This is a genomic window from Sphingomonas sp. P2_B6 (assembly GCF_056404755.1).
The window spans coordinates 34,059-53,515 of the sequence record NZ_JBFUDK010000007.1; the positions used below are offsets into that span (position 1 = coordinate 34,059).

Here is a 19,457-nt window from a genome sequence, read left to right on the forward strand (position 1 = left end):
ACCCCGGCGGAGGCCGGGGCCGCTATCTGCTTGGCGCGCGCTCCATGACGGAGCGCCCCCGGCCTCCGCCGGGGCGACGCTAGACCGTCACGCCGCCGTCGATCACAATCGTCTGCCCGGTCATGAAGGCGCTCGCGCTTGAGGCCAGGAACACCACGCCGCCGGCAATTTCTTCGGGATTGCCGATACGGCGCAGCGGCGTCGTCGCGTTGCGGCGCTCGGCCAGTTTCTCGTCCTCCCACAAGGCGCGGGCGAAGTCGGTCTTGATCAGGCCGGGGGCGATGCAGTTCACGCGGACATTGTCCGGACCATATTCGACCGCGAGGTTGCGGGCGAGCTGCATGTCGGCCGCCTTGGAGATGCAATAGGCGCCGATCACAGGCGATCCGCGCAAGCCGCCGATCGAGGAAATGATGATGATCGATCCCGACCGCCGCGCGCGCATCTCCGGCGCGACCATCGAGATCAGCCAGTGGTTGGAGACGATATTATTGTCGAGAATCTTGCGGAACTGGTCGTCCGCGATCCCTTCCTGCGGGCCGTAATAGGGGTTGGACGCGGCGTTGCAGACCAGCACGTCGATCTGCCCGAAGGCGGCGCGGGTTTCGTCGACCAGGTTCTGCAGCCCGGCCTTGTCCGAGATGTTCGCGGCCACCGCGATCGCGGTGCCCTCGCCGTACCGCGCGTTGATCTCCGCCGCAACGTCGTCACAGGCATCCTGCTTGCGGCTGGAGATGACGATCTTCGCGCCATGCTCGGCCAGCTCGACCGCGCTGGCCTTGCCGATGCCCTTGGATGAGCCGGTGATGATGGCGACCTTTCCGGTCAGATCGAACTGGCTCATTCTAAATCCTCCCTTTCCGTCAGGCCCCCGCCTTCTGGGCGAACCCCCAGGCCGCGGCCGCCAGTCCCGGCACGCGCTCGGCGGTCTTTGCCGCCTGGGCGCTCGAGGCGGTGCCGTCGACGATGCGTTTCTTGATGCCCTGGACGATGCCGGTCAGCCGGAACAGATTATACGCGAAATACCAGTCGAGCTGGGGCACGCCGTCCCGCTTCGTCGCGGTGCAGTAGCGCGCGACCATGTCCTCGATCGTCGGGATGCCCGTCTCCGGCCCGGCCAGCCCCATCACGCCCGAGCGGCCTTCGGGCTGCGTGACCCAGTTCATCAGGAAATAGGAAAAGTCGGCGAGCGGGTCGCCCAGGGTCGACAATTCCCAGTCGAGCACCGCGATCACCCGCGCCTCGCCCCCCGCGAAGATCATGTTGTCGATGCGATAGTCGCCATGCACGATCGAGGTGCGCGTCTGCTCCGGCAAGGTGCGCGGCAGCCAGTCGATCAGCGCCTCGACCTCGGGCATATGCTCGGTCTCGGACGCGCGGTACTGCTTGGTCCAGCGCGCGACCTGGCGCTCGAAATAATTGCCGGGCTTGCCGTATTCGCCCAGGCCGGCCGCGCCATAATCGGTGTTGTGGAGCGCCGCGAGCGTATCGACCATCGCATTGTAGATATCGCGCCGTCCCTCGGGCGCCATGCCGGGCAGCGAGCCGTCCCACAGGTTACGGCCTTCGACCAGCTCCATGATGTAGAACATCGAGCCGATCACCTCGGGATCGTCACACAGGCCGAACGGCGCCGGCACCGGGAAGCCGGTCGGGTGCAGTCCGGCGATCAGACGATATTCGCGGTCGACCGCATGCGCCGACGGCAGCAGCTTGCCGAAAGGCTGGCGGCGCAGGACATAGCTCTTGTTCGGCGTATCGACGCGGTAGGTCGGGTTGGACTGGCCGCCCTTGAACTTCGACAGCGTCACCGGGCCGACAAAGCCCGGCGTATGCGCGGTCATCCAGCGTTGGACGGCGCCCGCATCGATCGAGTCGTCGGCCGGTACCGGGATGGTGCCGACCATGGTGACATCAGCATTTTGGGGCGCCTCGACCATCAGCTGAACTCGATCACCGAGCGCACCGTGTCGCCGGTGCGCAGATTGGCGAAGGCGTGGTTGATGTCCTCCAGCCTGATCCGCTCGGCGACCATGGTGTCGAGATCGAGCTTGCCGTCGAGGTAGAGCTGGACGAGCCGGGGCATGTCGATCGGGAAACGAGTCGAGCCGAGCAAGGAGCCCTGGAGCTTCTTGCCGGTGAGGAAGGTCGGGCCGGCGATGCTGACATTGTTGCCGGGCGCGATCATGCCGAGGATCGTCGCCGTGCCGCCGCGGCGCAGGATCGTCCAGGCGAGCTCCGCGGTGTTGGAGCGCCCGACTGCCTCGATCGCATAATGCACGCCGCCGCCGGTCATGCCGATCACCTTCTTGGCGAGATCGGGGTCCATCGCGTCGAGCGCGTGAGTCGCCCCCAGCTTCTCGGCCAGGGCGCGCTTGTCCGGCACCGGATCGATCGCGATGATCTGGCCGGCGCCCGCGATCTTCGCCGCATTGACCGCGGCGAGGCCGATGCCGCCACAGCCGATCACCGCCACCGTCTCACCGGGACGAAGCCGGCTGTCGTTGAAGATCGATCCCGCCCCGGTGATCACCGCGCAGCCGAGCAGCGCCGCACGATCGAGCGGCATGTCCTTCGAGATCGCGACGCACGCATTTTCGTGCACCAGCATCATCTCGGCAAAGGCGGACAGGTTGAGGAACGGCGCGAGCGGCGTGCCGTCCTTCAGGCTGAGGCGCGGCGGCGCATCCTTGGCGCGGCGCGTCGAGGGATCGACGCACAAGGACGGGCGGCCGGTGACGCACATCTCGCAGCTGCCGCAGAACACGGTGAAGAAGGTGATGACATGATCGCCGACCTTCAGATGCGCGACGTCGCTGCCGACCGCCTCGATGATGCCGGCCGCCTCATGCCCCGGCACGGTCGGCACGGGATGCGGAAAGGCGCCGTCGACGAAATGCAGGTCCGACCGGCAGACACCGACCGCCACCGTGCGGATCAGCACTTCGCGCGGGCCCGGATTGGAGACCGAGATATCCTCGATCTGCAGCTCGGTCTTCGGCTCGAAAAGGACGGCAGCTTTCATTCTCTTCCTTCGTTGCCCCGGCGCAGGCCGGGGCCGCTATGTGCTTCGGGCGAGCTTCGTAAGGAAGCGGCCCCGGCCTCCGCCGGGGCGACGCCTAGCGCGAAACGCCGAGTTCGCCGCTCGACGGCCGGTCCGCCTTGAACTCGGCATATTTCCCGAACTCGTTGCGCGCGATGGCGCGGTTGTGCACTTCGTCCGGCCCGTCGGCGAAGCGCAGGGTGCGCATCGCGGCCCAGGCATGGGCGAGCTCGAAATCCTGGCTGACGCCGCCGCCGCCATGCGCCTGGATCGCATCGTCGAGGATCTGCAGCGCCATGGTGGGCGCCGCGACCTTGATCATCGCGATCTCTAGCTGGGCGGACTTGTTGCCCGCCTTGTCCATCATATCGGCTGCCTTGAGGCACAGCAGGCGGGTCATCTCGATATCGATGCGCGCCTTGGCGATGCGCTGCTCCCAGATCGAATGGTCGGCGATGCGCTTGCCGAAGGCGACGCGGCTGAGCAGGCGCTTGGCCATCGCCTCGATCGCGACCTCGGCGACGCCGATCGTGCGCATGCAATGATGGATGCGTCCCGGCCCGAGACGGCCCTGCGCGATCTCGAATCCACGGCCTTCGCCGAGCAGCAGATTATCCACCGGAACGCGCACGTCCTTGAGCTCGACCTCGCCATGCCCGTGCGGCGCGTGATCATACCCGTAAACCGAAAGCATGCGCTTGATCGTCACGCCGGGGGCGTCGAGCGGGACCAGGACCTGGCTCTGCTGGCTGTGGCGCGAGCTCTCCGGGTTGGTCTTGCCCATGACGATAGCGACCTTGCAGCGCGGATCGCCGACGCCCGAGGACCACCATTTCGTGCCGTTGATCACATAGTCGTCGCCATCGCGGACCATCGAGGTCTGGATGTTGGTCGCATCGGACGAGGCGACCGCCGGCTCGGTCATCAGGAAGGCGGAGCGAATCTCGCCGTTCATCAAGGGCCTGAGCCACCGCTCCTTCTGTTCGCGCGTGCCGTAGCGATGGAACACTTCCATATTGCCGGTGTCGGGCGCGGAGCAGTTGAAGCATTCCGACGCCCAGCCGACCTTGCCCATCTCCTCGGCGCAGAGCGCATATTCGAGGTTGGTGAGCTGCGTGCCCTCGAATGCGAAACTGTCGTCGACATGGCTCTGGCCGGAATGCGGCGGCATGAAGAAATTCCACAGGCCCGCCTCGCGCGCCTTGACCTTCATCTCCTCGATGACGGGAATGACCTTCCAGCGCTCGCCCTCCTGCTCCTGCCGGTGATACTCGTCCTGGCGGGGCCGGATATTCTGGTCGATGAAGGTCTTTACGCGGTCCCGAAAATAGGTCTCGCGCTCGCTCAGCGTGAAATCCATGGTGCATCCTCCATCGCTCTTTCCATGGGGCGTTAGACCGTACCGCGTTTTCGGTAAAGCGCCTTTGCGGCCGAAATCGCAGTCGAACGGGCGCGCAGAAAAAACACTGTCTCTTCGAAAAGAAGATGTTACAGTTTCACTCATGCAAGCTGCCGAAGACGTCCAGGGGGAGGAGGAGGCAGGCACGAAGCGGTTCCGCGCCAAGCGGGATGCGATTCTCGCCGCCGCCGCCGAAGCGATCAACGAACAGAGCGCGAAGGGCATGACCTTCGCCGACGTGGCGCGGCGCGTGGGGCTCAACACCACCAGCGTCACTTATTATTTCAAGCGCAAGGAAGATCTCGCCGCTGCCTGTTTCGAGCATACGCTCGACCGGCTTCAGGCGATGCTCGACGAATCGCAGCAAAAGCCGACGCCGCAGGCGCGGGTCGCGCATTACCTGGCGCTCAACATGGAGCGATTCGCCAGGATCGAGCGCGGCGAGGAGCAGGCCTTTGCCGTGCTCTCCGATCTGCGCGCGATGGAGGAGCCGGTGCGCGGCCGCCTGCTGGCGGGCTGGCAGCGGGTGTTCCGCACGACTCGCAGCCTGTGGGGGCCTGCCGCCAACCGCGCCGAGACCGACCTGCACGGCGCGCGCGCGCACGTCCTGCTGGAGAACACCTTCTGGCTGCCGCTCTGGCTCGTCCGGTACGAGCTCGACCAGTTCGGCCGGATCGAGGAACGGCTGATGGATGTGTTCGAGCACGGCATCGCGGGCCCGAATCAGAATTGGGCGCCCGCGCTGATCAACCTCGAGCATGAAGAACCCGAGCCGGGGCGCGAGGCCTTCCTGCTCGCGGCGACCCGGCTGATCAACGAGCTCGGCTATCGCGGCGCCTCGGTGCAGAAGATCGCATCCGAGCTGAACGTGACCAAGGGCAGCTTCTACCATCATCTCGATGCCAAGGATGACCTGGTCATCGCCTGCTACAAGCGCAGCTTCGACACGATCGCCGATGCCCAGCAGCTCGCCGACGAGCGCGGCGGGAGCCATTGGCAGCGGTTGACGGGCACGATCGCGACCCTGCTCGACGTGCAATTCTCCGAGCGCGGGCCGCTCCTGCGCACCACGGCGCTGTCGGGCCTGCCGCGCACCGTGCGGCGCGCGATGGTCGAGCGCTCCAACCGGATCGCGCGGCGCTATGCCGGCACGATGATGGACGGGATCGCGGAAGGATCGATTCGCCCGGTCGACGCGCTGGTCGCGTCGCAGGCGCTGATGGCGCTGCAGAACGCGGCCTTCGACATGCGCAAATGGGCAAGCACCATGCCGCGCGAGAAGGCCGTCGCCTTCTACGCCTCGACCCTGGCCTTCGGGCTGTTCGACGATCGCGTGCTCGATTTGTGACATCCTCTACCCGTTCGTGCTGAGTAGGGACTGAGCGAAGTCGAAGGCCCGTATCGAAGCAGGGTTGGAGCGGGGTAACGCTTGTCCTTCGATACGCCGCCCTTCGACTGCCTGCCAAGGCAGGCGCTCAGGACAGGCTTCGACAGGCTCAGCGGCTACTCAGGACGAACGGGAGTGGTTGCAAACCCATTTCCCTGCTGGCAGCGGGGCCGCAAGGAGACATTATATGGCCGGCATGGGCGCATTCGACTGGGCGGACCCTTTTTTCCTCGACGATCAGCTCGAAGATGACGAGCGGATGATCCGCGATTCGGCGCGGGCTTATGCGCAGGACAAGCTCGCCCCGCGCATCATCGACGCCTTTGCCAACGAGACCACCGACGAATCGATCTTCCGCGAGATGGGCGAGCTCGGTTTGCTCGGGCCGACCGTGCCGGAGGAATATGGCGGCGTCGGCGCATCGTACGTGGCGTACGGCCTGGTCGCGCGCGAGGTGGAGCGAGTCGATTCGGGCTACCGGTCGATGATGAGCGTCCAGTCGAGCCTCGTGATGTATCCGATCTATGCGTACGGATCCGAGGAGCAGAAGCGCAAATATCTGCCCCAGCTGGCGAGCGGTGAGTGGATCGGCTGTTTCGGCCTGACCGAGCCCGATGCGGGCTCCGACCCCGGGGGCATGAAGACGCGGGCGGTGAAGACCGCGGATGGTTATCGCCTGTCGGGCTCCAAGACCTGGATCTCCAACGCGCCGATCGCCGACGTCTTCATCATCTGGGCCAAGTCCGACGAGCATGGCGGCGGCATTCGCGGCTTCGTGCTGGAAAAGGGCATGAAGGGCCTCAGCACGCCGAAGATCGAGGGCAAGCTGAGCTTGCGCGCCTCGATCACCGGCATGGTGATGATGGACGATGTCGAGGTCGGCGAAGAGGCGCTGCTGCCCGACGTGCAGGGGCTGAAGGGCCCGTTCGGCTGCCTCAACCGGGCGCGCTACGGGATCAGCTGGGGATCGATGGGCGCGGCCGAATTCTGCTTCCATGCGGCGCGGCAATATGGGCTCGACCGGGCGCAGTTCGGCAAGCCGCTGGCGGCGAACCAGCTTTACCAGAAGAAGCTGGCCGACATGGAGACCGAGATCGCGCTGGGGCTACAGGCGAGCCTTCGGGTCGGGCGGCTGATCGACGCCGGCCGGTTCGCGCCCGAGATGATCTCGATCGTGAAGCGCAACAATGTCGGCAAGGCACTCGATATCGCGCGGATGAGCCGCGACATGCATGGCGGCAACGGCATCTCGGGCGAATATCAGGTCATGCGCCATCTGATGAACCTGGAGACGGTCAACACCTATGAAGGCGCGCATGACGTCCATGCGCTGATCCTCGGCCGCGCGATCACGGGGATCGCGGCGTTTTGAACGCGTTCGTTTCCTCCTGCTCCCCGGCGAAGGCCGGGGCCCAGTTGGAACGTCTTTTGTTGGCTGGTGCTGCGCGCTGTTACAGCAACCTTTCCAACTGGGCCCCGGCCTTCGCCGGGGAACAGGAAGGAGAGGCCGGTGGCTGAACCTCCCCTCACAGGCCTCAAGGTCATCGAACTCGCCCGCATCCTCGCCGGCCCTTGGGCGGGGCAAACCTTGGCCGATCTCGGCGCCGAGGTGATCAAGGTCGAAAGCCCCGAGGGCGACGATACCCGCACCTGGGGACCGCCCTTTATCGACAACCCCGACGGCAGCCGCGACGCCGGCTATTTCCATGCGACCAATCGCGGCAAGAAATCGGTCGTTCTCGATTTCCGCACGGCGGAAGGCCAGGCCGAGGTGCGGCGCATGATCGCCGATGCCGATGTGCTGATCGAGAATTTCAAGGTCGGCGGACTCGCCAAATACGGCCTCGATTATGCGAGCCTCAGCGCGATCAACCCGCGGCTGGTCTATTGCTCGATCACCGGCTTCGGCCAGGACGGGCCCTATGCGAGCCGCGCGGGCTACGACTTCATCATCCAGGGCATGAGCGGCATCATGGACCTGACCGGCGAACCGGACGGCGCGCCGCAAAAGGTCGGGGTGGCGTTCGCCGACATCATGACCGGGCTCTATTCGGTGATCGCGATTCAGGCCGCGCTCGCCCAGCGCGAAAAGACCGGGCGCGGGCAGCAGATCGACATGGCGCTGTTCGACACCATGGTCGGCGTGCTCGCCAACCAGGCGATGAACTATTTCGTCAGCGGCGTGACGCCGCCGCGGCTCGGCAATGCGCATCTCAACGTCTCGCCCTATGCGGTTTTCCCGACCAGCGACGGATGGTTCATCCTCGCGGTGGGCAATGACGGACAGTTCGTCCGCTTCTGCGACGCGCTCGGGCTGGATGCGCTCCGGGCCGATCCGCGCTTCGCGACCAATGCCGGGCGGCTCGAATGTCGCGAGCCGCTGTTCGCGGCGATCCGGGAGGCGACGTCGCGGCACGAACGCGACGCCTTGCTGGCGACGCTCGAAGCCGTGGGGGTGCCCGCGGGACCGATCAACTCGGTGGCCCAGGCCTTTGCCGATCCGCAGATCGTCCATCGCGGCATGGCGCTGACGCTCGACCGGGACGGCATGGCCATCCCGGGGCTGCGCACGCCGATCCGCTTTTCCGACGCACCGCTCGCGCTCGAGCGCGCCGCGCCGATGCTGGGACAGGACGACCCCTTATGAGCGGACCTCTGGCCGGCCTGCGTATCCTCGAAATGGCGGGGATCGGCCCCGGCCCGTTCTGCGCGATGATGCTCGCCGATCACGGTGCCGAAGTGATCCGGATCGAGCGGCCGGGCGACGGCGGTGGTTTCGCGGTGGCGGCGAAGGATCCGTTGCTGCGCTCCCGCCGCGTGATTCAACTCGACATGAAGAAGCCCGAGGCGGTGCTTGCCGTACGGCGGCTTGCACAGGGCTGTGACGGCCTGATCGAGGGCTTCCGGCCCGGCGTGATGGAGCGGCTGGGTCTGGGCCCCGAGGTACTGCTCGCCGACAATCCAGGGCTCGTCTATGGCCGTATGACCGGATGGGGGCAGACCGGGCCGATGGCGGCCGATGTCGGGCATGACATCAATTACATCGCAATCTCGGGCGCGCTCCATGCCTTTGGCGAAGCTGGCGGCAAGCCGGTCGCGCCGATCAACCTGGTCGGCGACTTTGGCGGCGGCGGCATGATGCTCGCCTTCGGCATGCTTGCCGCGATCCTGCAGGCGCAGGCGACCGGGCGCGGCCAGGTGGTCGATTGCGCGATGACCGACGGCTCCGCGCTGCTGATGAGCATGATGTGGGGATTCCGCGCGATGGGCCGCTGGGGCGATGCGCGCGGCACCAACCTGCTCGATGGCGGCGCGCATTTCTACGACAGCTATGAGACCGCTGACGGCAAATGGGTGGCGATCGGGGCGATCGAGCCGCAATTCTACAAGGCGTTGCGCGCGGTGATGAGCCTCGACGGCGCGGAATGGGACGCGCAGTTCGCGCCCGCCCTGTGGCCGACGCTGACGGCCGACCTGGCGCGCCGGTTCCGGGAACGGTCGCAGGCCGAGTGGGTCGAGGCCTTTGCCGGGCACGAGGCATGTTTCGCGCCGGTGCTCGGCTTCGACGACGCGGCGGCGCACCCGCATAATCGCGCGCGCGGCACTTTCGTGGAAGCCGGCGGCGTGCTCCAGCCGGCCCCTGTCCCACGCTATTCAGTCAGCGACACCGTGCCCCCGGTGATGGCCGGTCCGGCCGAGTCCGACACGATCCTGGCCGACTACGGCTTTTCCGAAGACGAGATCGCCGCGCTGCATGCGGCCGGGGCAATGGGCGCAGCCTAGGGACGCCATGGCGCATCGTATCATGCGCGAAACGATCCCCCCTGACTTCACGGATCACGATGAGAGAAAACTTCATCAAACTATTGATATTCAATATAATATTCTGAAATTATGATCGACAGATATGGGACATGCTGGTGTCCCATATCTTCCCGAGGATCGATCCCGGCGGACCGAAAGATTTGCCTGTCTCGCGCCGTCATGCGATATGGGTTGCAAAGAAGAACCCATAGGAGAAAGCGCCATGGCCACCGCCGTCCTTCGCAATTCGCAGATGAGCGAAGCCGAATGGGAGGCGCGCCAGCAGCTCGCCGCCTGTTACCGCGTGTTCGCGATGCTCGGCTGGTCCGAGATGATCTACAACCACATCACCTTGAAGATCCCGGGCGAGGAAGGCGCGTTCCTGATCAACCCGTTCGGGCTGCATTTCAGCGAGGTCACCGCCTCGACCCTGGTCAAGATCGACATCGACGGCAACAAGCTCGACGACAATCCCTATCCGGTGAACCGGGCGGGCTTCGTCCAGCATGCGCTGTTCCACCGGCACCTGCCCGACGCGCATTGCATCATGCACACCCACACCACGGCGGGCATGGCGGTCAGCTCGGTCGAAGGCGGGCTGCGCGCGACGAACTTCTACGCCTGCAACTTCATCGGCCAGATCGCCTATCATGACTTCGAGGGCGTGACGGTGCGCGACGAGGAGGGCGAGCGGCTGCTCGAGCATCTCGGCGACAAGCGCGTGATGCTGCTGAAGAACCACGGCATCCTGGTGATGGGCCGGACCCTGCCCGAGGCCTTTATCAAGCACTGGTCGCTGCAGCGCGCCTGCGAGATCCAGGTCGCGACCGCCGGCATGGGCACGCCGATCGAAGTGCCGCCCGAAGTGGTCGCGGTGCACCAGCGCGACCTGCACCAGGTCTCGATCCCCGGCGGGCCGGGCAAGGCCGATTTCGAGGCAATGGTGCGCCTGGTCGACAAGATCGACACGAGCTGGCGGAACTAACTTTTCATTCCTCCCCCGGGAACCGGGGGAGGGGGACCGCCCGCTTCTTCAGCGGGTGGTGGAGGGGCTTGGAGCACGGCGACGTGGACTCGCTCCAAGCCCCTCCACCACTTCGTGGTCCCCCTCCCCGTTCCGGGGAGGAATGCTCAGCCGAACCTGTAGCCCGACACCGCCCCGCCGAGCACATGATCGGCATAGTCGCGTACCGCCGGCCCCTCACCGCCGGCACCAACCGCCACCATCAGCGGCAGCAGATGCTCCGCCTCGGGATGCGCGAACCGCGCGTGAGGCAGTTCCTCCCAGCGCGCCACACGATCCGCGCGTGCGGCAGGATCGGGATCGGTCACGGCCGCCGTCAGCGCGGCGTCCCATTCGTCCGCCACCGGCGTAACCTGCGGGCCGCGGGCGCGCAGGTTGTGGAAGCTCATGCCCGATCCGACGATCAGCACGCCTTCGTCGCGCAGCGGGGCCAGGGCACGGCCGATGGCGATATGCGCTGCGGGATCGAGATCCTTGCGCAGCGACAGCTGGACCAGCGGGATATCCGCGCCGGGCACCGCGACCATCATCGGGATGAACACGCCGTGGTCCCAGCCCCGCGCCTTCTCCTCGCGCACCGGGAAGCCGGCATGTTCGAGCAGCGCCTCGGCTCGGCGCGCGACATCGGGCGCGCCGGGCGCATCCCAGTGCAGATGGTAGGTGTGTTCGGGAAAGCCGTAATAATCGTACAGCAACGGCTGGCCATTGCCGGCATGGACAGTCACCTCCTGCTCCTCCCAATGACCGGAGACCATCAGGATCGCTTTGGGCCGCTCGGGCAGTGACGCGATCAGGCCGGCGAGATACGCCTGCATCGGCCGCCACATCGGATCGGGCGGGCCGCCGGCCGGGTCCATGAAGAAGCAGGGGCCGCCGCCATGCGGCACGAAGAGCGTGGGAAGTGTCATGCACGGGATATCGGCCCTGCCCTGTCCCATCGCAATCGCGCGCCCGGAAACACGCCGTTTCCCAATACCGGCCTTTGCCCTAAGCTGCTGGCATGACCCGCTTCACCGTCAACAACCAGCCCGTCGAATATAAAATGGATCCGAAGACGCCCCTGCTCTGGGCGCTGCGCGACGCCTCCAACCTGACGGGCACCAAATATGGCTGCGGCAATGGCGAATGCGGCGCCTGCACGGTGGATATCGACGGTGAGGCGGTGCGATCCTGCCAGGCGACGATCGGCGCGATCGAGGGCAGCTTCGTCACCACCATCGAAGGCCTGTCACGCGAACGCACCCATCCCGTGCAGCTCGCCTGGATCGCCGGGAATGTGCCGCAATGCGGTTTCTGCATTCCCGGCATGGTCATGGCCGCCGCGGTGCTGATCAAGAAGAACAGGAATCCGTCCGAAGAGGACATCAAAAGCGCGATCACCAATCTGTGCCGGTGCGGCGTCTATCCACGCGTCGTCGAGGCAGTGATGCGGGCTGCGCGCGTCCAGCGCGGCGACGAAACGATCGATGCCGGCCCCCCGCCCGGAATCGACCCCGCGAGCGCGGCAAGGCTCGTCCCGGCGCTGACGCCGGGCGGACGACAGCAACGGTGAATCCTTTCGCAATGCTGTCGCCGCAATTCAGAAATGGCTCATCGCCAATGGTGCAAAAGCGATGCATCGTTCGGGCCAATCATGCGCCCGCGTACCGGAAGGACTAAGATGCGTACTTCTTTTATCATCGCGCTTCTGGCGGCGACGGCGGCCATCGTGCCGGCGACCGCCTATGCGCGCGACGCGGACCGTCAGGATCGCGGTGGGGACCGGGGCGCCGAGCAGCGCCAGGCACGTCCCGATTTCCAGCGCCCGCAGCAACAGCCTGTGCCGCAGCCCCGCGCCGAACGGCCCGCCAATAATGGCGGCGGCTGGGGCGGCGACCGGGGCCGTGGCAATTGGCAGGGCCGCGCGCCGCAGCAGCAGGGTCAGGCGCAGCCGCAACCGCAGCGCCCGCAATTCAACCCCCAGGCAGCCCCCGGCAACCCCGCCGGCCGTCCGGATTTCCGTGGTGGCAACCGTGTCGACTGGCGGAACGGCGGCGCGGCCGTCCCGCCCCAGCAGCCGCAACAGCCCCAGGCCAATGGCGGCCGCCCGGGTGGTCGTGGCGACTGGCAGCAGGGCCAGGGCAATGGCAATCGCGACTGGCGCAACAATGGCGGCCGCGGCGACGGCAATGTGCGTGGCAATGACGGCCGCGGCAACGACGGTCGCAACGACGGCAACTGGCGCGGTAACAACGGCCGCGGCAATGATGGCCGGAACAACGGCGATTGGCGTGGCAACAATGGTCGCGGCAACGACGGCAACTGGCGTGGCAACAATGGCCGGGGCGGTGGCTGGAACGGCAATGACGGCCGCAACTGGAACCGTGGCTGGCGCAGCGACAATCGCTACAACTGGCAGTCGCGCCGCAACCAGTACCGTAACAACTACCATCTGCCGCGCTATTACGCGCCCTACGGCTGGGATTATGGCTATCGCCGCTTCAGCATCGGCCTGACGCTGAACTCGATCCTGTTCGAGCAGAATTACTGGATCGACGATCCGGAATATTACGGCCTGCCGCCGGCCTATGGCCCGTATCGCTGGGTGCGCTATTACAACGACGCGCTGCTGGTCGATGTCTATAGCGGCCAGGTGGTCGACACGGTCTACGACATCTTCTGGTAAGAGGATGCGGTGAAGCGAGGGGTCCGGCGGCATGGTCGCCGGACCCCTTGTTTTTGAGCTCTTGTTTTTTGGGGGCGTAGCGGCAGATTGCGGCGCGATGTCCCTGTTCTCGAAAAAACCCCTTGTCCCGAAAAAACCGGGCGGCCCGTCCCCGATCCGCAAGCTCGCGGGCGAAACCGTCTCGCAACGGCTGGAGGCGAATCCGGCGGTGAAGCGCGCCAGGATCGACAAGGCCCAGGTCTACTACCATCTCGATTTCCTGAACCCGGCACAGTGCACCGCGCTGATGCGGCTGATCGACTCGAACCGCCGGCCCTCCACCCTGCTCTCCGAATCCGGCGACACGACCTTCCGCACCAGCGAGAGTTGCGACATGAATCGCTGGTCGCCGGAGGTTCAGCCGATCGACGAATCGATCGCCAACCTGCTCGGCCTTCCCCCCGTGAATGGCGAGACGATGCAGGGGCAGCGCTACGCGCCCGGTCAGCAATTCCGCGCCCATCACGATTTCTTCCATGAAGGCCAGCATTATTGGGAGGCGATGAAGGCAAGCGGCGGCCAGCGCACCTGGACGGCGATGATCTATCTCAACAATGTCGAGGAGGGCGGCGCGACCTGGTTTCCCCAGGCCGGTATCCGCGTCGCACCGAAGCGCGGATTGCTGCTCGCTTGGAATAACATGAATCAAGACGGCAGCCCGAACGAATTCACCTTGCATGAAGGCATGCCAGTGGTGAAGGGCACGAAATACATCGTCACCAAATGGTTCCGCGAGGGAGCCTGGCTGAAGCAGTAAGGCGGCGCGAGCCGAATGTCGTCGAGCCGATCATGGGTACAATCCTGCTTACGACCGTCGGGACGCTCGGCGACCTTCATCCTTTCCTGGCGATCGGCCTTGCGCTCAAACGGCGCGGACATCATCCCATCCTGGCAGTGCCGGAGGATCATGTCGCCAAGACGCAAGCCGCTGGACTGGACGCGGTCGCCGTGCTGCCGAGCTTTGACGCGATCCGCGAACGCATGGGCCTGGGCGAGGACGATGCGGTCAAGCGCGTCATGGCCGACCAGACCTATCTGCTCGAGCAGGTGCTGCTGCCCTGGCTCGAATCGAGCACCGCCGCGCTCGATGAGATAGTTGGTGGCGCCGACATACTCGTCGGATCGCTGTTCGTGTTCGGCGCGCCGATCATCGCCGAGAAACGCCGCGTGCCACTCGTCTCGGTGATCCTTCAGCCGATGGCCATCCTTTCGGTCCACACGCCGCCGAAAACCTCGGATTTCTGGATGCTGATCCAGCGGCCGGGCAGCCCGATCGGGGTCAGGTGGAATCGGCTTGCCTATGGCGTCATCCGCAAGGTCATGCGGCTACGCTATGGCCGGCGGGTCGACGAGGTCCGGGCGCATCATGGCCTGAGCCCGGCCTGTGACCCGTCGATGTTCGACATCAGTCGCGAAACCGCGCTGACCCTGTGCTGCTACTCGCCTATCTTCGGCCCACCCCAGAAGGACGCGCCAGCCAATACCGATATCGTCGGCTTCCCGGTCTATGACAGCCAGGGCGGCGAGACCGAGGCGCCCGATCCGGAGCTCGAGGCCTTTCTGGCCGACGGCCCGCCACCCCTGGTGTTCACGCTCGGCTCGTTTGCGGTCTATGCACCCGGCGATTTCTACGAGGAGGCCGCCGCCACGGCCAGGCTGCTCGGCGCCCGCGCGGTGCTGCTGACGGGCGAGAAAACCAAATTGAAGTCGGAGGGCAACATCCTGGTGCGCGCCTATGCGCCGCATTCCACGCTGTTCCCCAGGGCCGCAGTGATCATCCACCATGGCGGCATCGGCACGACGGGCCAGGCATTGCGCGCGGGCAAGCCGCAACTGGTCGTGCCGCATATGGGCGATCAGGCCGACAATGCGCATCGCATCCGCAAGATGGGTATCGGCCAGGTCCTCAAGGCGCGGCGCTTCAACGCACGCCGGGCGGCCGTAATGATCTCCTCCCTGCTCGACCGGCCGGCCTATCGCGCCGAGGCGGAACGCGTGGGCGCACTGATCAGTCCCGAAAACGGTGCCGAGGCAGCGGCGATTGCGATCGAGCGGCTGCTACCTTCCTGAGGCTCCTCATCGTTCGCCCCCTGTTCCAGCCATGGCAAAATGTGCGAGAGCAAGCCGGTGAACACCGTACTCAACATCTCGCATTCGATCCTTGGCCAACCCTGGCGCTGGCGCGCGCTGGAAACCGACACGCGCGATCCGGGCTTTTCGCCCGACGATCTGGTGACTCAGCTGCTGCTGTCGCGCGGATGCCCCCGCGAGGCGCTGGACGCGCACAAGGCGCCGAGCATCCGCGGCTTCATGCCGGACCCTTCCATCTTCCGCGACATGGACCGTGCGGCCGAGCGACTCGCCGATGCGATCCAGGCCGGCGAGAAAGTGGCGATCTTCGGCGACTATGACGTGGACGGCGCGACCTCCGCCGCGCTCATGATCCTGTTGCTGCGCGATCTTGGGCTGGAGGCGCGGGCCTATATCCCCGACCGGCTGATGGAGGGGTACGGCCCCTCGGGCGAAGCGCTCGTCCGGCTGAAGGAGGAAGGCGCGAGCCTGATCGTCACGGTCGATTGCGGCGCCCAGGCATTCGAGGCGCTGGAGATGGCGCGCGTGGCGGGCGTGGACGTGATCGTGGTGGATCACCATAAATGCGCGGCCGCCTTGCCTTATGCGCATGCGCTGGTGAATCCCAACCGGCTCGACGAGGCCGAGGGCACCGCGTTCGGCCATCTCGCCGCGGTCGGTGTTGCCTTTCTGCTCGGCGCGGCGCTGGTCCGGCTGCTCAGGACGCGCGGCTTTTTCGAGGGCCGCACCGAGCCGCGCCTGCTCGACCTGCTCGATATCGTGGCGCTCGGCACCGTGGCCGATGTCGCCTCGCTCAAGGGGCTCAACCGCGCCTTTGTCAGCCAGGGGCTGAAGGTGATGGCCCAGCGCCGCAATATCGGCCTGAACGCGCTGATCTCCGCCTCACGGCTGACGCGCGCGCCGACCGCGACCGATCTCGGCTTCGCGCTTGGGCCACGGATCAATGCCGGCGGGCGCGTCGGCAAATCCGATCTCGGCGTGCGCCTGCTCACCACGCGCGATCCAGCCGAAGCCGCGAGCATCGCCGCCGAGCTCGATCGCCTGAACGAGGAACGGCGCGCGATCGAGACGATCGTGCAGGATGCCGCCGAGGGTCTTGCCAGCGCCAAGGGCAACCGCGCGGTAATGGTCGTGGCCGGGCGCGGCTGGCACCCCGGCGTGATCGGCATCGTCGCCGGACGGCTGAAGGAAAAATTCGGACGGCCCTCGCTGGTGATCGCGCTCGACGAACAGGGCATCGGCAAGGGATCGGGCCGGTCGATTCCGGGCGTCGATCTCGGCGCGGCAGTGCTGGCCGCCAAGGACAGCGGCCTGCTCGTCGCGGGCGGCGGGCATGCGATGGCGGCGGGCCTCACGATCGCCGAGGACCAACTGGAGGCATTTGCCGATTTCCTCGAGGAAAGGCTCGACGCGGCCGTCACGCGGTCAATCGGCGATCGCGCGCTGCTGCTGGACGCGTTGCTGACCGCGGGCGGCGTCACCCCTGCGCTGGTACAGGCGATGGATGCCGGCGGGCCGTACGGCATGGGTTGGCCTCAGCCGCGCGTGGTTGCGGGGCCAGTGCGCATCGTGAAGGCGGATATCGTCGGCAATGGCCATGTCCGCGCGATCGTCAGCGGCGATGACGGACGGGTGTTGAAGACGGTCGCGTTCCGTCAGGCCGAGACGGCGCTGGGCGCGGCCTTGCTCGGCGCCCCGCCGCATCGCCGGCTATGGCTCGCCGGGCGGGCGCGAATCGACGACTGGGGGGCCAAGCCTGCCGCCGAGTTGCACCTCGACGATGCGGCATGGGCTGACTGAGGAGGAGACGGCGATGTTCAGTCACATCACTTTCGGCACCGATGATATCGAGCGCGCGCGCCGCTTCTACGAGCCAGTGATGGCCACGCTGGGCGTCAAACAGCCGTTTGAACTGCCGGGTACGCTCGTGTTCGGCGAACTGGCGGGTCTCAAGCTGTTCATCGTCAGCCCGTTCGATGGCGGTGATGCTCATCCCGGTAATGGACCGCACGCGGCCTTTCTCGCGCCTGATCGCGCCGCGGTCGATGCCTTCCATGCGGCGGCACTATCCCATGGCGGCACCGATGAAGGCAGCCCTGGCCTGAGGCCGCATTATCACGCCCATTATTACGGCGCCTATGTCCGCGATCCGGACGGAAACAAGCTCCAGGCGGTCTGCCATCGTCGTCAAGATGACGCAGTGGGTTGACCAGCCCGCCGCATTTGCCTAACCGGCACGCCCACGCTCGGTAACGAGTATGGCCCCTTCGTCTAGCGGTCTAGGACGCGGCCCTTTCACGGCTGAAACACGGGTTCGATTCCCGTAGGGGTCACCATCGTCAGGCGGGAAATGGCGCATTGGCGCCGGTCCGGGCGAGGCAGCAAGGTCCGCGTCCACATTTCGTCCCACAATTTACGGGCTTTGATGAGATGCGTTGGCATATCTTGCCAATCGCAATTACCGGCGGTCACGTCATCGAAATCGGCCACATCCAGCTTGAACGAGGACACATCGCAGCAGGCCTATATCCAGGGCATCTCGACCCGCGCGGTCGATGATCTCGTGAAGGCAAATGGTGATGTCGGGATCTCCGAGAGCCAGGTAGCCGGCTCTGCGAGGCGATCGGCGTTGATCGTCACTTTGCCGCAACGCACAAAAGATATAATGGATACATATGGAGCGATTTGTGTGGATGAGTTTTGGTACCGAAACGAGAGTGCGTGAAGCCCACCGAAAAAGGCACGGAGTTTCTCCGCCATTTGGCGTGGTCGAGAAGCGCGAACCGCCATCCGTCGTTTCGGATATTCCGCGACATTGCGGACAGACCGGGAAGCGCGGGAGACTCGTAAATTTCTCGCGAATAGGTTTGCTTACGCATTACGACCATGAGCTAACATTCTGAATTTCTCGTCAGAAACTTGAACCCGGCAAAGATTAACCGCAAAATATGCTAAAAAGATTCTTTTCTCCCAGTACTTCTGTCACGCCAAGGCTGGCTCCTCGAACGCCGCCAGGCGAACGCTTGTATGCAATTGGAGATATCCACGGGCGAGCTGATTTGCTCGACCTACTACTGGACTTGATCGACACTGACGATACGAACCGCGGGCCGGCACGGACGAGGTTGATCTTCTTGGGTGATTTAATCGACCGAGGCCCGGATTCGGCGGACGTCGTCCAGCGTCTCCTTTTGCTCGCGAAGACCAATACAGAGGCACGGTTCCTGCTGGGCAACCATGAGGAGGTGTTTCTATCTGCGGTCGCCGGCAACCTTGGAGCGGTCAAGTTCTTGCACCGGATAGGTGGAGACACGACGATTACCAGCTATGGTATGAAGGAAGCCGACTATCTCAACGCCAATTTTGATGATCTCATGGAATTTCTGCAGCGTGCGGTCCCTCCATCGCACGTCGCGTTCCTCAGCAGTTTCGAAGATCAGATCAATATCGGCGACTATTCGTTCGTGCACGCAGGGGTCCGTCCAGGCGTCGCCCTTTCGGATCAAAAACCCGAAGACCTCCGCTGGATCCGCGGGGAATTCCTCGGAGCCGGCGAACCATTCGAGAAGATGATTGTGCATGGCCACACGATCAGTCCGGATGTAGACGAGCGTTCAAATCGTATCGGACTTGATACCGGGGCCTATCTGACGGGCCGCCTGACAGCGATGGGCTTCGAAGGTACCGAGCGATGGGTGCTTCAGACTAACCCCGCAGAACCGAAACCAGCCTGAGATCGGACTCTCAACGCCGCATGGTCCCGCGAAGGCGGTGCAATGAATGACGTTACGCGCGCCCGCTTGCGCGGCTCTACTTCGCCGGACTGGCGCCGAAGCCGCCTGGCGAGCGCTCTTACGCGTTCCTTCCTCCGCGCATCGCCCGACGGATTGTCTCGGTGGTCCGCGCACCGGTATATATAGCTTGGAACTCTGGCTCGTCCCGAAGCGCGTGCAGCAGGTTGAATACCCGACGTCTGGGATTTTATGAGCGCGAACTATTCTACCT

The 19,457-nt window shown here is 65.2% G+C and carries 17 protein-coding genes and 1 tRNA gene; 13 read left to right on the forward strand and 5 right to left on the reverse strand.

The genetic code is table 11. The annotated features are described in order from the left end of the window. Positions 1–79: 79 nt before the first annotated feature. The 4 genes from AC1DX5_RS11755 to AC1DX5_RS11770 form a co-directional block, all read right to left on the reverse strand. Positions 80–844 carry an SDR family NAD(P)-dependent oxidoreductase gene (locus AC1DX5_RS11755; RefSeq protein ID WP_478015568.1) on the reverse strand — a complete coding sequence of 255 codons (765 nt, stop codon included), beginning with the start codon at positions 842–844 and terminating at the stop codon, positions 80–82. A 19-nt stretch (positions 845–863) separates the two neighbouring features. Further along, complete coding sequence (locus AC1DX5_RS11760; RefSeq protein ID WP_478015570.1) at positions 864–1,940, reverse strand: phosphotransferase family protein; 1,077 nt, start codon at positions 1,938–1,940, stop codon at positions 864–866. Beyond that, positions 1,940–3,025, reverse strand: a complete 1,086-nt coding sequence (locus AC1DX5_RS11765) for a Zn-dependent alcohol dehydrogenase (RefSeq protein ID WP_465172521.1) — start codon at positions 3,023–3,025, stop codon at positions 1,940–1,942. The genes AC1DX5_RS11760 and AC1DX5_RS11765 overlap by 1 nt, the downstream gene beginning before the upstream one ends. A gap of 94 nt (positions 3,026–3,119) precedes the next feature. Continuing rightward, entirely contained in the window at positions 3,120–4,403 is a 1,284-nt protein-coding gene (locus tag AC1DX5_RS11770) for an acyl-CoA dehydrogenase family protein (RefSeq protein ID WP_478015572.1), read from the reverse strand. 142 nt (positions 4,404–4,545) lie between these two features. Here AC1DX5_RS11770 and AC1DX5_RS11775 point away from each other — a divergent pair, with 142 nt between their 5' ends. The 5 genes from AC1DX5_RS11775 (at position 4,546) to AC1DX5_RS11795 (ending at position 10,618) form a co-directional block, all read left to right on the forward strand. Further along, positions 4,546–5,790: a TetR/AcrR family transcriptional regulator gene (locus AC1DX5_RS11775; protein ID WP_465176130.1), complete on the forward strand. Its 1,245-nt coding sequence runs from the start codon at positions 4,546–4,548 to the stop codon at positions 5,788–5,790. A gap of 226 nt (positions 5,791–6,016) precedes the next feature. Continuing rightward, a complete protein-coding gene (locus AC1DX5_RS11780) occupies positions 6,017–7,201 on the forward strand; it encodes an acyl-CoA dehydrogenase (protein ID WP_478015574.1) in 1,185 nt (394 codons plus the stop codon). A 138-nt stretch (positions 7,202–7,339) separates the two neighbouring features. After that, positions 7,340–8,476, forward strand: coding sequence for a CaiB/BaiF CoA transferase family protein (locus AC1DX5_RS11785; RefSeq protein ID WP_478015576.1), 1,137 nt, complete (start codon positions 7,340–7,342; stop codon positions 8,474–8,476). Beyond that, on the forward strand, positions 8,473–9,612 hold the full coding sequence (locus AC1DX5_RS11790) for a CaiB/BaiF CoA transferase family protein (RefSeq protein WP_478015578.1): 1,140 nt from the start codon (positions 8,473–8,475) through the stop codon (positions 9,610–9,612). Before AC1DX5_RS11785 ends, AC1DX5_RS11790 begins: the two co-directional genes overlap by 4 nt. 244 nt (positions 9,613–9,856) lie before the next feature. Continuing rightward, entirely contained in the window at positions 9,857–10,618 is a 762-nt protein-coding gene (locus AC1DX5_RS11795) for a class II aldolase/adducin family protein (RefSeq protein ID WP_478015580.1), read from the forward strand. Positions 10,619–10,764: 146 nt separating this feature from the next. Here AC1DX5_RS11795 and AC1DX5_RS11800 read toward each other — a convergent pair whose 3' ends face one another. Beyond that, positions 10,765–11,565, reverse strand: coding sequence for a DODA-type extradiol aromatic ring-opening family dioxygenase (locus tag AC1DX5_RS11800; protein WP_478015582.1), 801 nt, complete (start codon positions 11,563–11,565; stop codon positions 10,765–10,767). Between the two features lie 92 nt (positions 11,566–11,657). Between AC1DX5_RS11800 and AC1DX5_RS11805 the strand changes: the two genes are divergently transcribed. From AC1DX5_RS11805 to AC1DX5_RS11840, 8 genes are all read left to right on the forward strand, one after another. After that, a complete protein-coding gene (locus AC1DX5_RS11805) occupies positions 11,658–12,209 on the forward strand; it encodes a (2Fe-2S)-binding protein (protein WP_465176124.1) in 552 nt (183 codons plus the stop codon). A gap of 108 nt (positions 12,210–12,317) precedes the next feature. Further along, complete coding sequence (locus AC1DX5_RS11810) at positions 12,318–13,322, forward strand: RcnB family protein (protein ID WP_478015584.1); 1,005 nt, start codon at positions 12,318–12,320, stop codon at positions 13,320–13,322. Positions 13,323–13,419: 97 nt separating this feature from the next. Continuing rightward, a complete protein-coding gene (locus AC1DX5_RS11815) occupies positions 13,420–14,118 on the forward strand; it encodes a prolyl hydroxylase family protein (protein ID WP_465172511.1) in 699 nt (232 codons plus the stop codon). A gap of 32 nt (positions 14,119–14,150) precedes the next feature. Then, positions 14,151–15,431, forward strand: a complete 1,281-nt coding sequence (locus tag AC1DX5_RS11820; protein WP_478015585.1) for a glycosyltransferase — start codon at positions 14,151–14,153, stop codon at positions 15,429–15,431. Between the two features lie 57 nt (positions 15,432–15,488). Then, the gene (recJ, locus tag AC1DX5_RS11825; protein ID WP_478015587.1) at positions 15,489–17,252 is read left to right on the forward strand and encodes a single-stranded-DNA-specific exonuclease RecJ; all 1,764 of its coding nucleotides are present in this window, start codon (positions 15,489–15,491) and stop codon (positions 17,250–17,252) included. 13 nt (positions 17,253–17,265) lie between these two features. Further along, positions 17,266–17,661: a VOC family protein gene (locus AC1DX5_RS11830; protein ID WP_465172508.1), complete on the forward strand. Its 396-nt coding sequence runs from the start codon at positions 17,266–17,268 to the stop codon at positions 17,659–17,661. A 51-nt stretch (positions 17,662–17,712) separates the two neighbouring features. Next, positions 17,713–17,788 (forward strand) — tRNA-Glu (locus tag AC1DX5_RS11835). Between the two features lie 612 nt (positions 17,789–18,400). After that, complete coding sequence (locus AC1DX5_RS11840; protein ID WP_478015589.1) at positions 18,401–19,186, forward strand: metallophosphoesterase; 786 nt, start codon at positions 18,401–18,403, stop codon at positions 19,184–19,186. Positions 19,187–19,457: the final 271 nt, after the last annotated feature.

Bases quoted from the DNA above. Each gene is read 5' to 3' on its own strand.
- AC1DX5_RS11820 (WP_478015585.1), top strand. From the start codon at position 14,151: ATGGGTACAATCCTGCTTACGACCGTCGGGACGCTCGGCGACCTTCAT.
- AC1DX5_RS11765 (WP_465172521.1), bottom strand. From the start codon at position 3,025: ATGAAAGCTGCCGTCCTTTTCGAGCCGAAGACCGAGCTGCAGATCGAG.
- AC1DX5_RS11830 (WP_465172508.1), top strand. From the start codon at position 17,266: ATGTTCAGTCACATCACTTTCGGCACCGATGATATCGAGCGCGCGCGC.
- AC1DX5_RS11805 (WP_465176124.1), top strand. From the start codon at position 11,658: ATGACCCGCTTCACCGTCAACAACCAGCCCGTCGAATATAAAATGGAT.
- AC1DX5_RS11810 (WP_478015584.1), top strand. From the start codon at position 12,318: ATGCGTACTTCTTTTATCATCGCGCTTCTGGCGGCGACGGCGGCCATC.
- AC1DX5_RS11775 (WP_465176130.1), top strand. From the start codon at position 4,546: ATGCAAGCTGCCGAAGACGTCCAGGGGGAGGAGGAGGCAGGCACGAAG.
- AC1DX5_RS11780 (WP_478015574.1), top strand. From the start codon at position 6,017: ATGGCCGGCATGGGCGCATTCGACTGGGCGGACCCTTTTTTCCTCGAC.
- AC1DX5_RS11815 (WP_465172511.1), top strand. From the start codon at position 13,420: ATGTCCCTGTTCTCGAAAAAACCCCTTGTCCCGAAAAAACCGGGCGGC.
- AC1DX5_RS11770 (WP_478015572.1), bottom strand. From the start codon at position 4,403: ATGGATTTCACGCTGAGCGAGCGCGAGACCTATTTTCGGGACCGCGTA.
- AC1DX5_RS11755 (WP_478015568.1), bottom strand. From the start codon at position 844: ATGAGCCAGTTCGATCTGACCGGAAAGGTCGCCATCATCACCGGCTCA.
- AC1DX5_RS11840 (WP_478015589.1), top strand. From the start codon at position 18,401: ATGCTAAAAAGATTCTTTTCTCCCAGTACTTCTGTCACGCCAAGGCTG.
- AC1DX5_RS11795 (WP_478015580.1), top strand. From the start codon at position 9,857: ATGGCCACCGCCGTCCTTCGCAATTCGCAGATGAGCGAAGCCGAATGG.
- AC1DX5_RS11800 (WP_478015582.1), bottom strand. From the start codon at position 11,565: ATGACACTTCCCACGCTCTTCGTGCCGCATGGCGGCGGCCCCTGCTTC.
- AC1DX5_RS11760 (WP_478015570.1), bottom strand. From the start codon at position 1,940: ATGGTCGAGGCGCCCCAAAATGCTGATGTCACCATGGTCGGCACCATC.
- AC1DX5_RS11790 (WP_478015578.1), top strand. From the start codon at position 8,473: ATGAGCGGACCTCTGGCCGGCCTGCGTATCCTCGAAATGGCGGGGATC.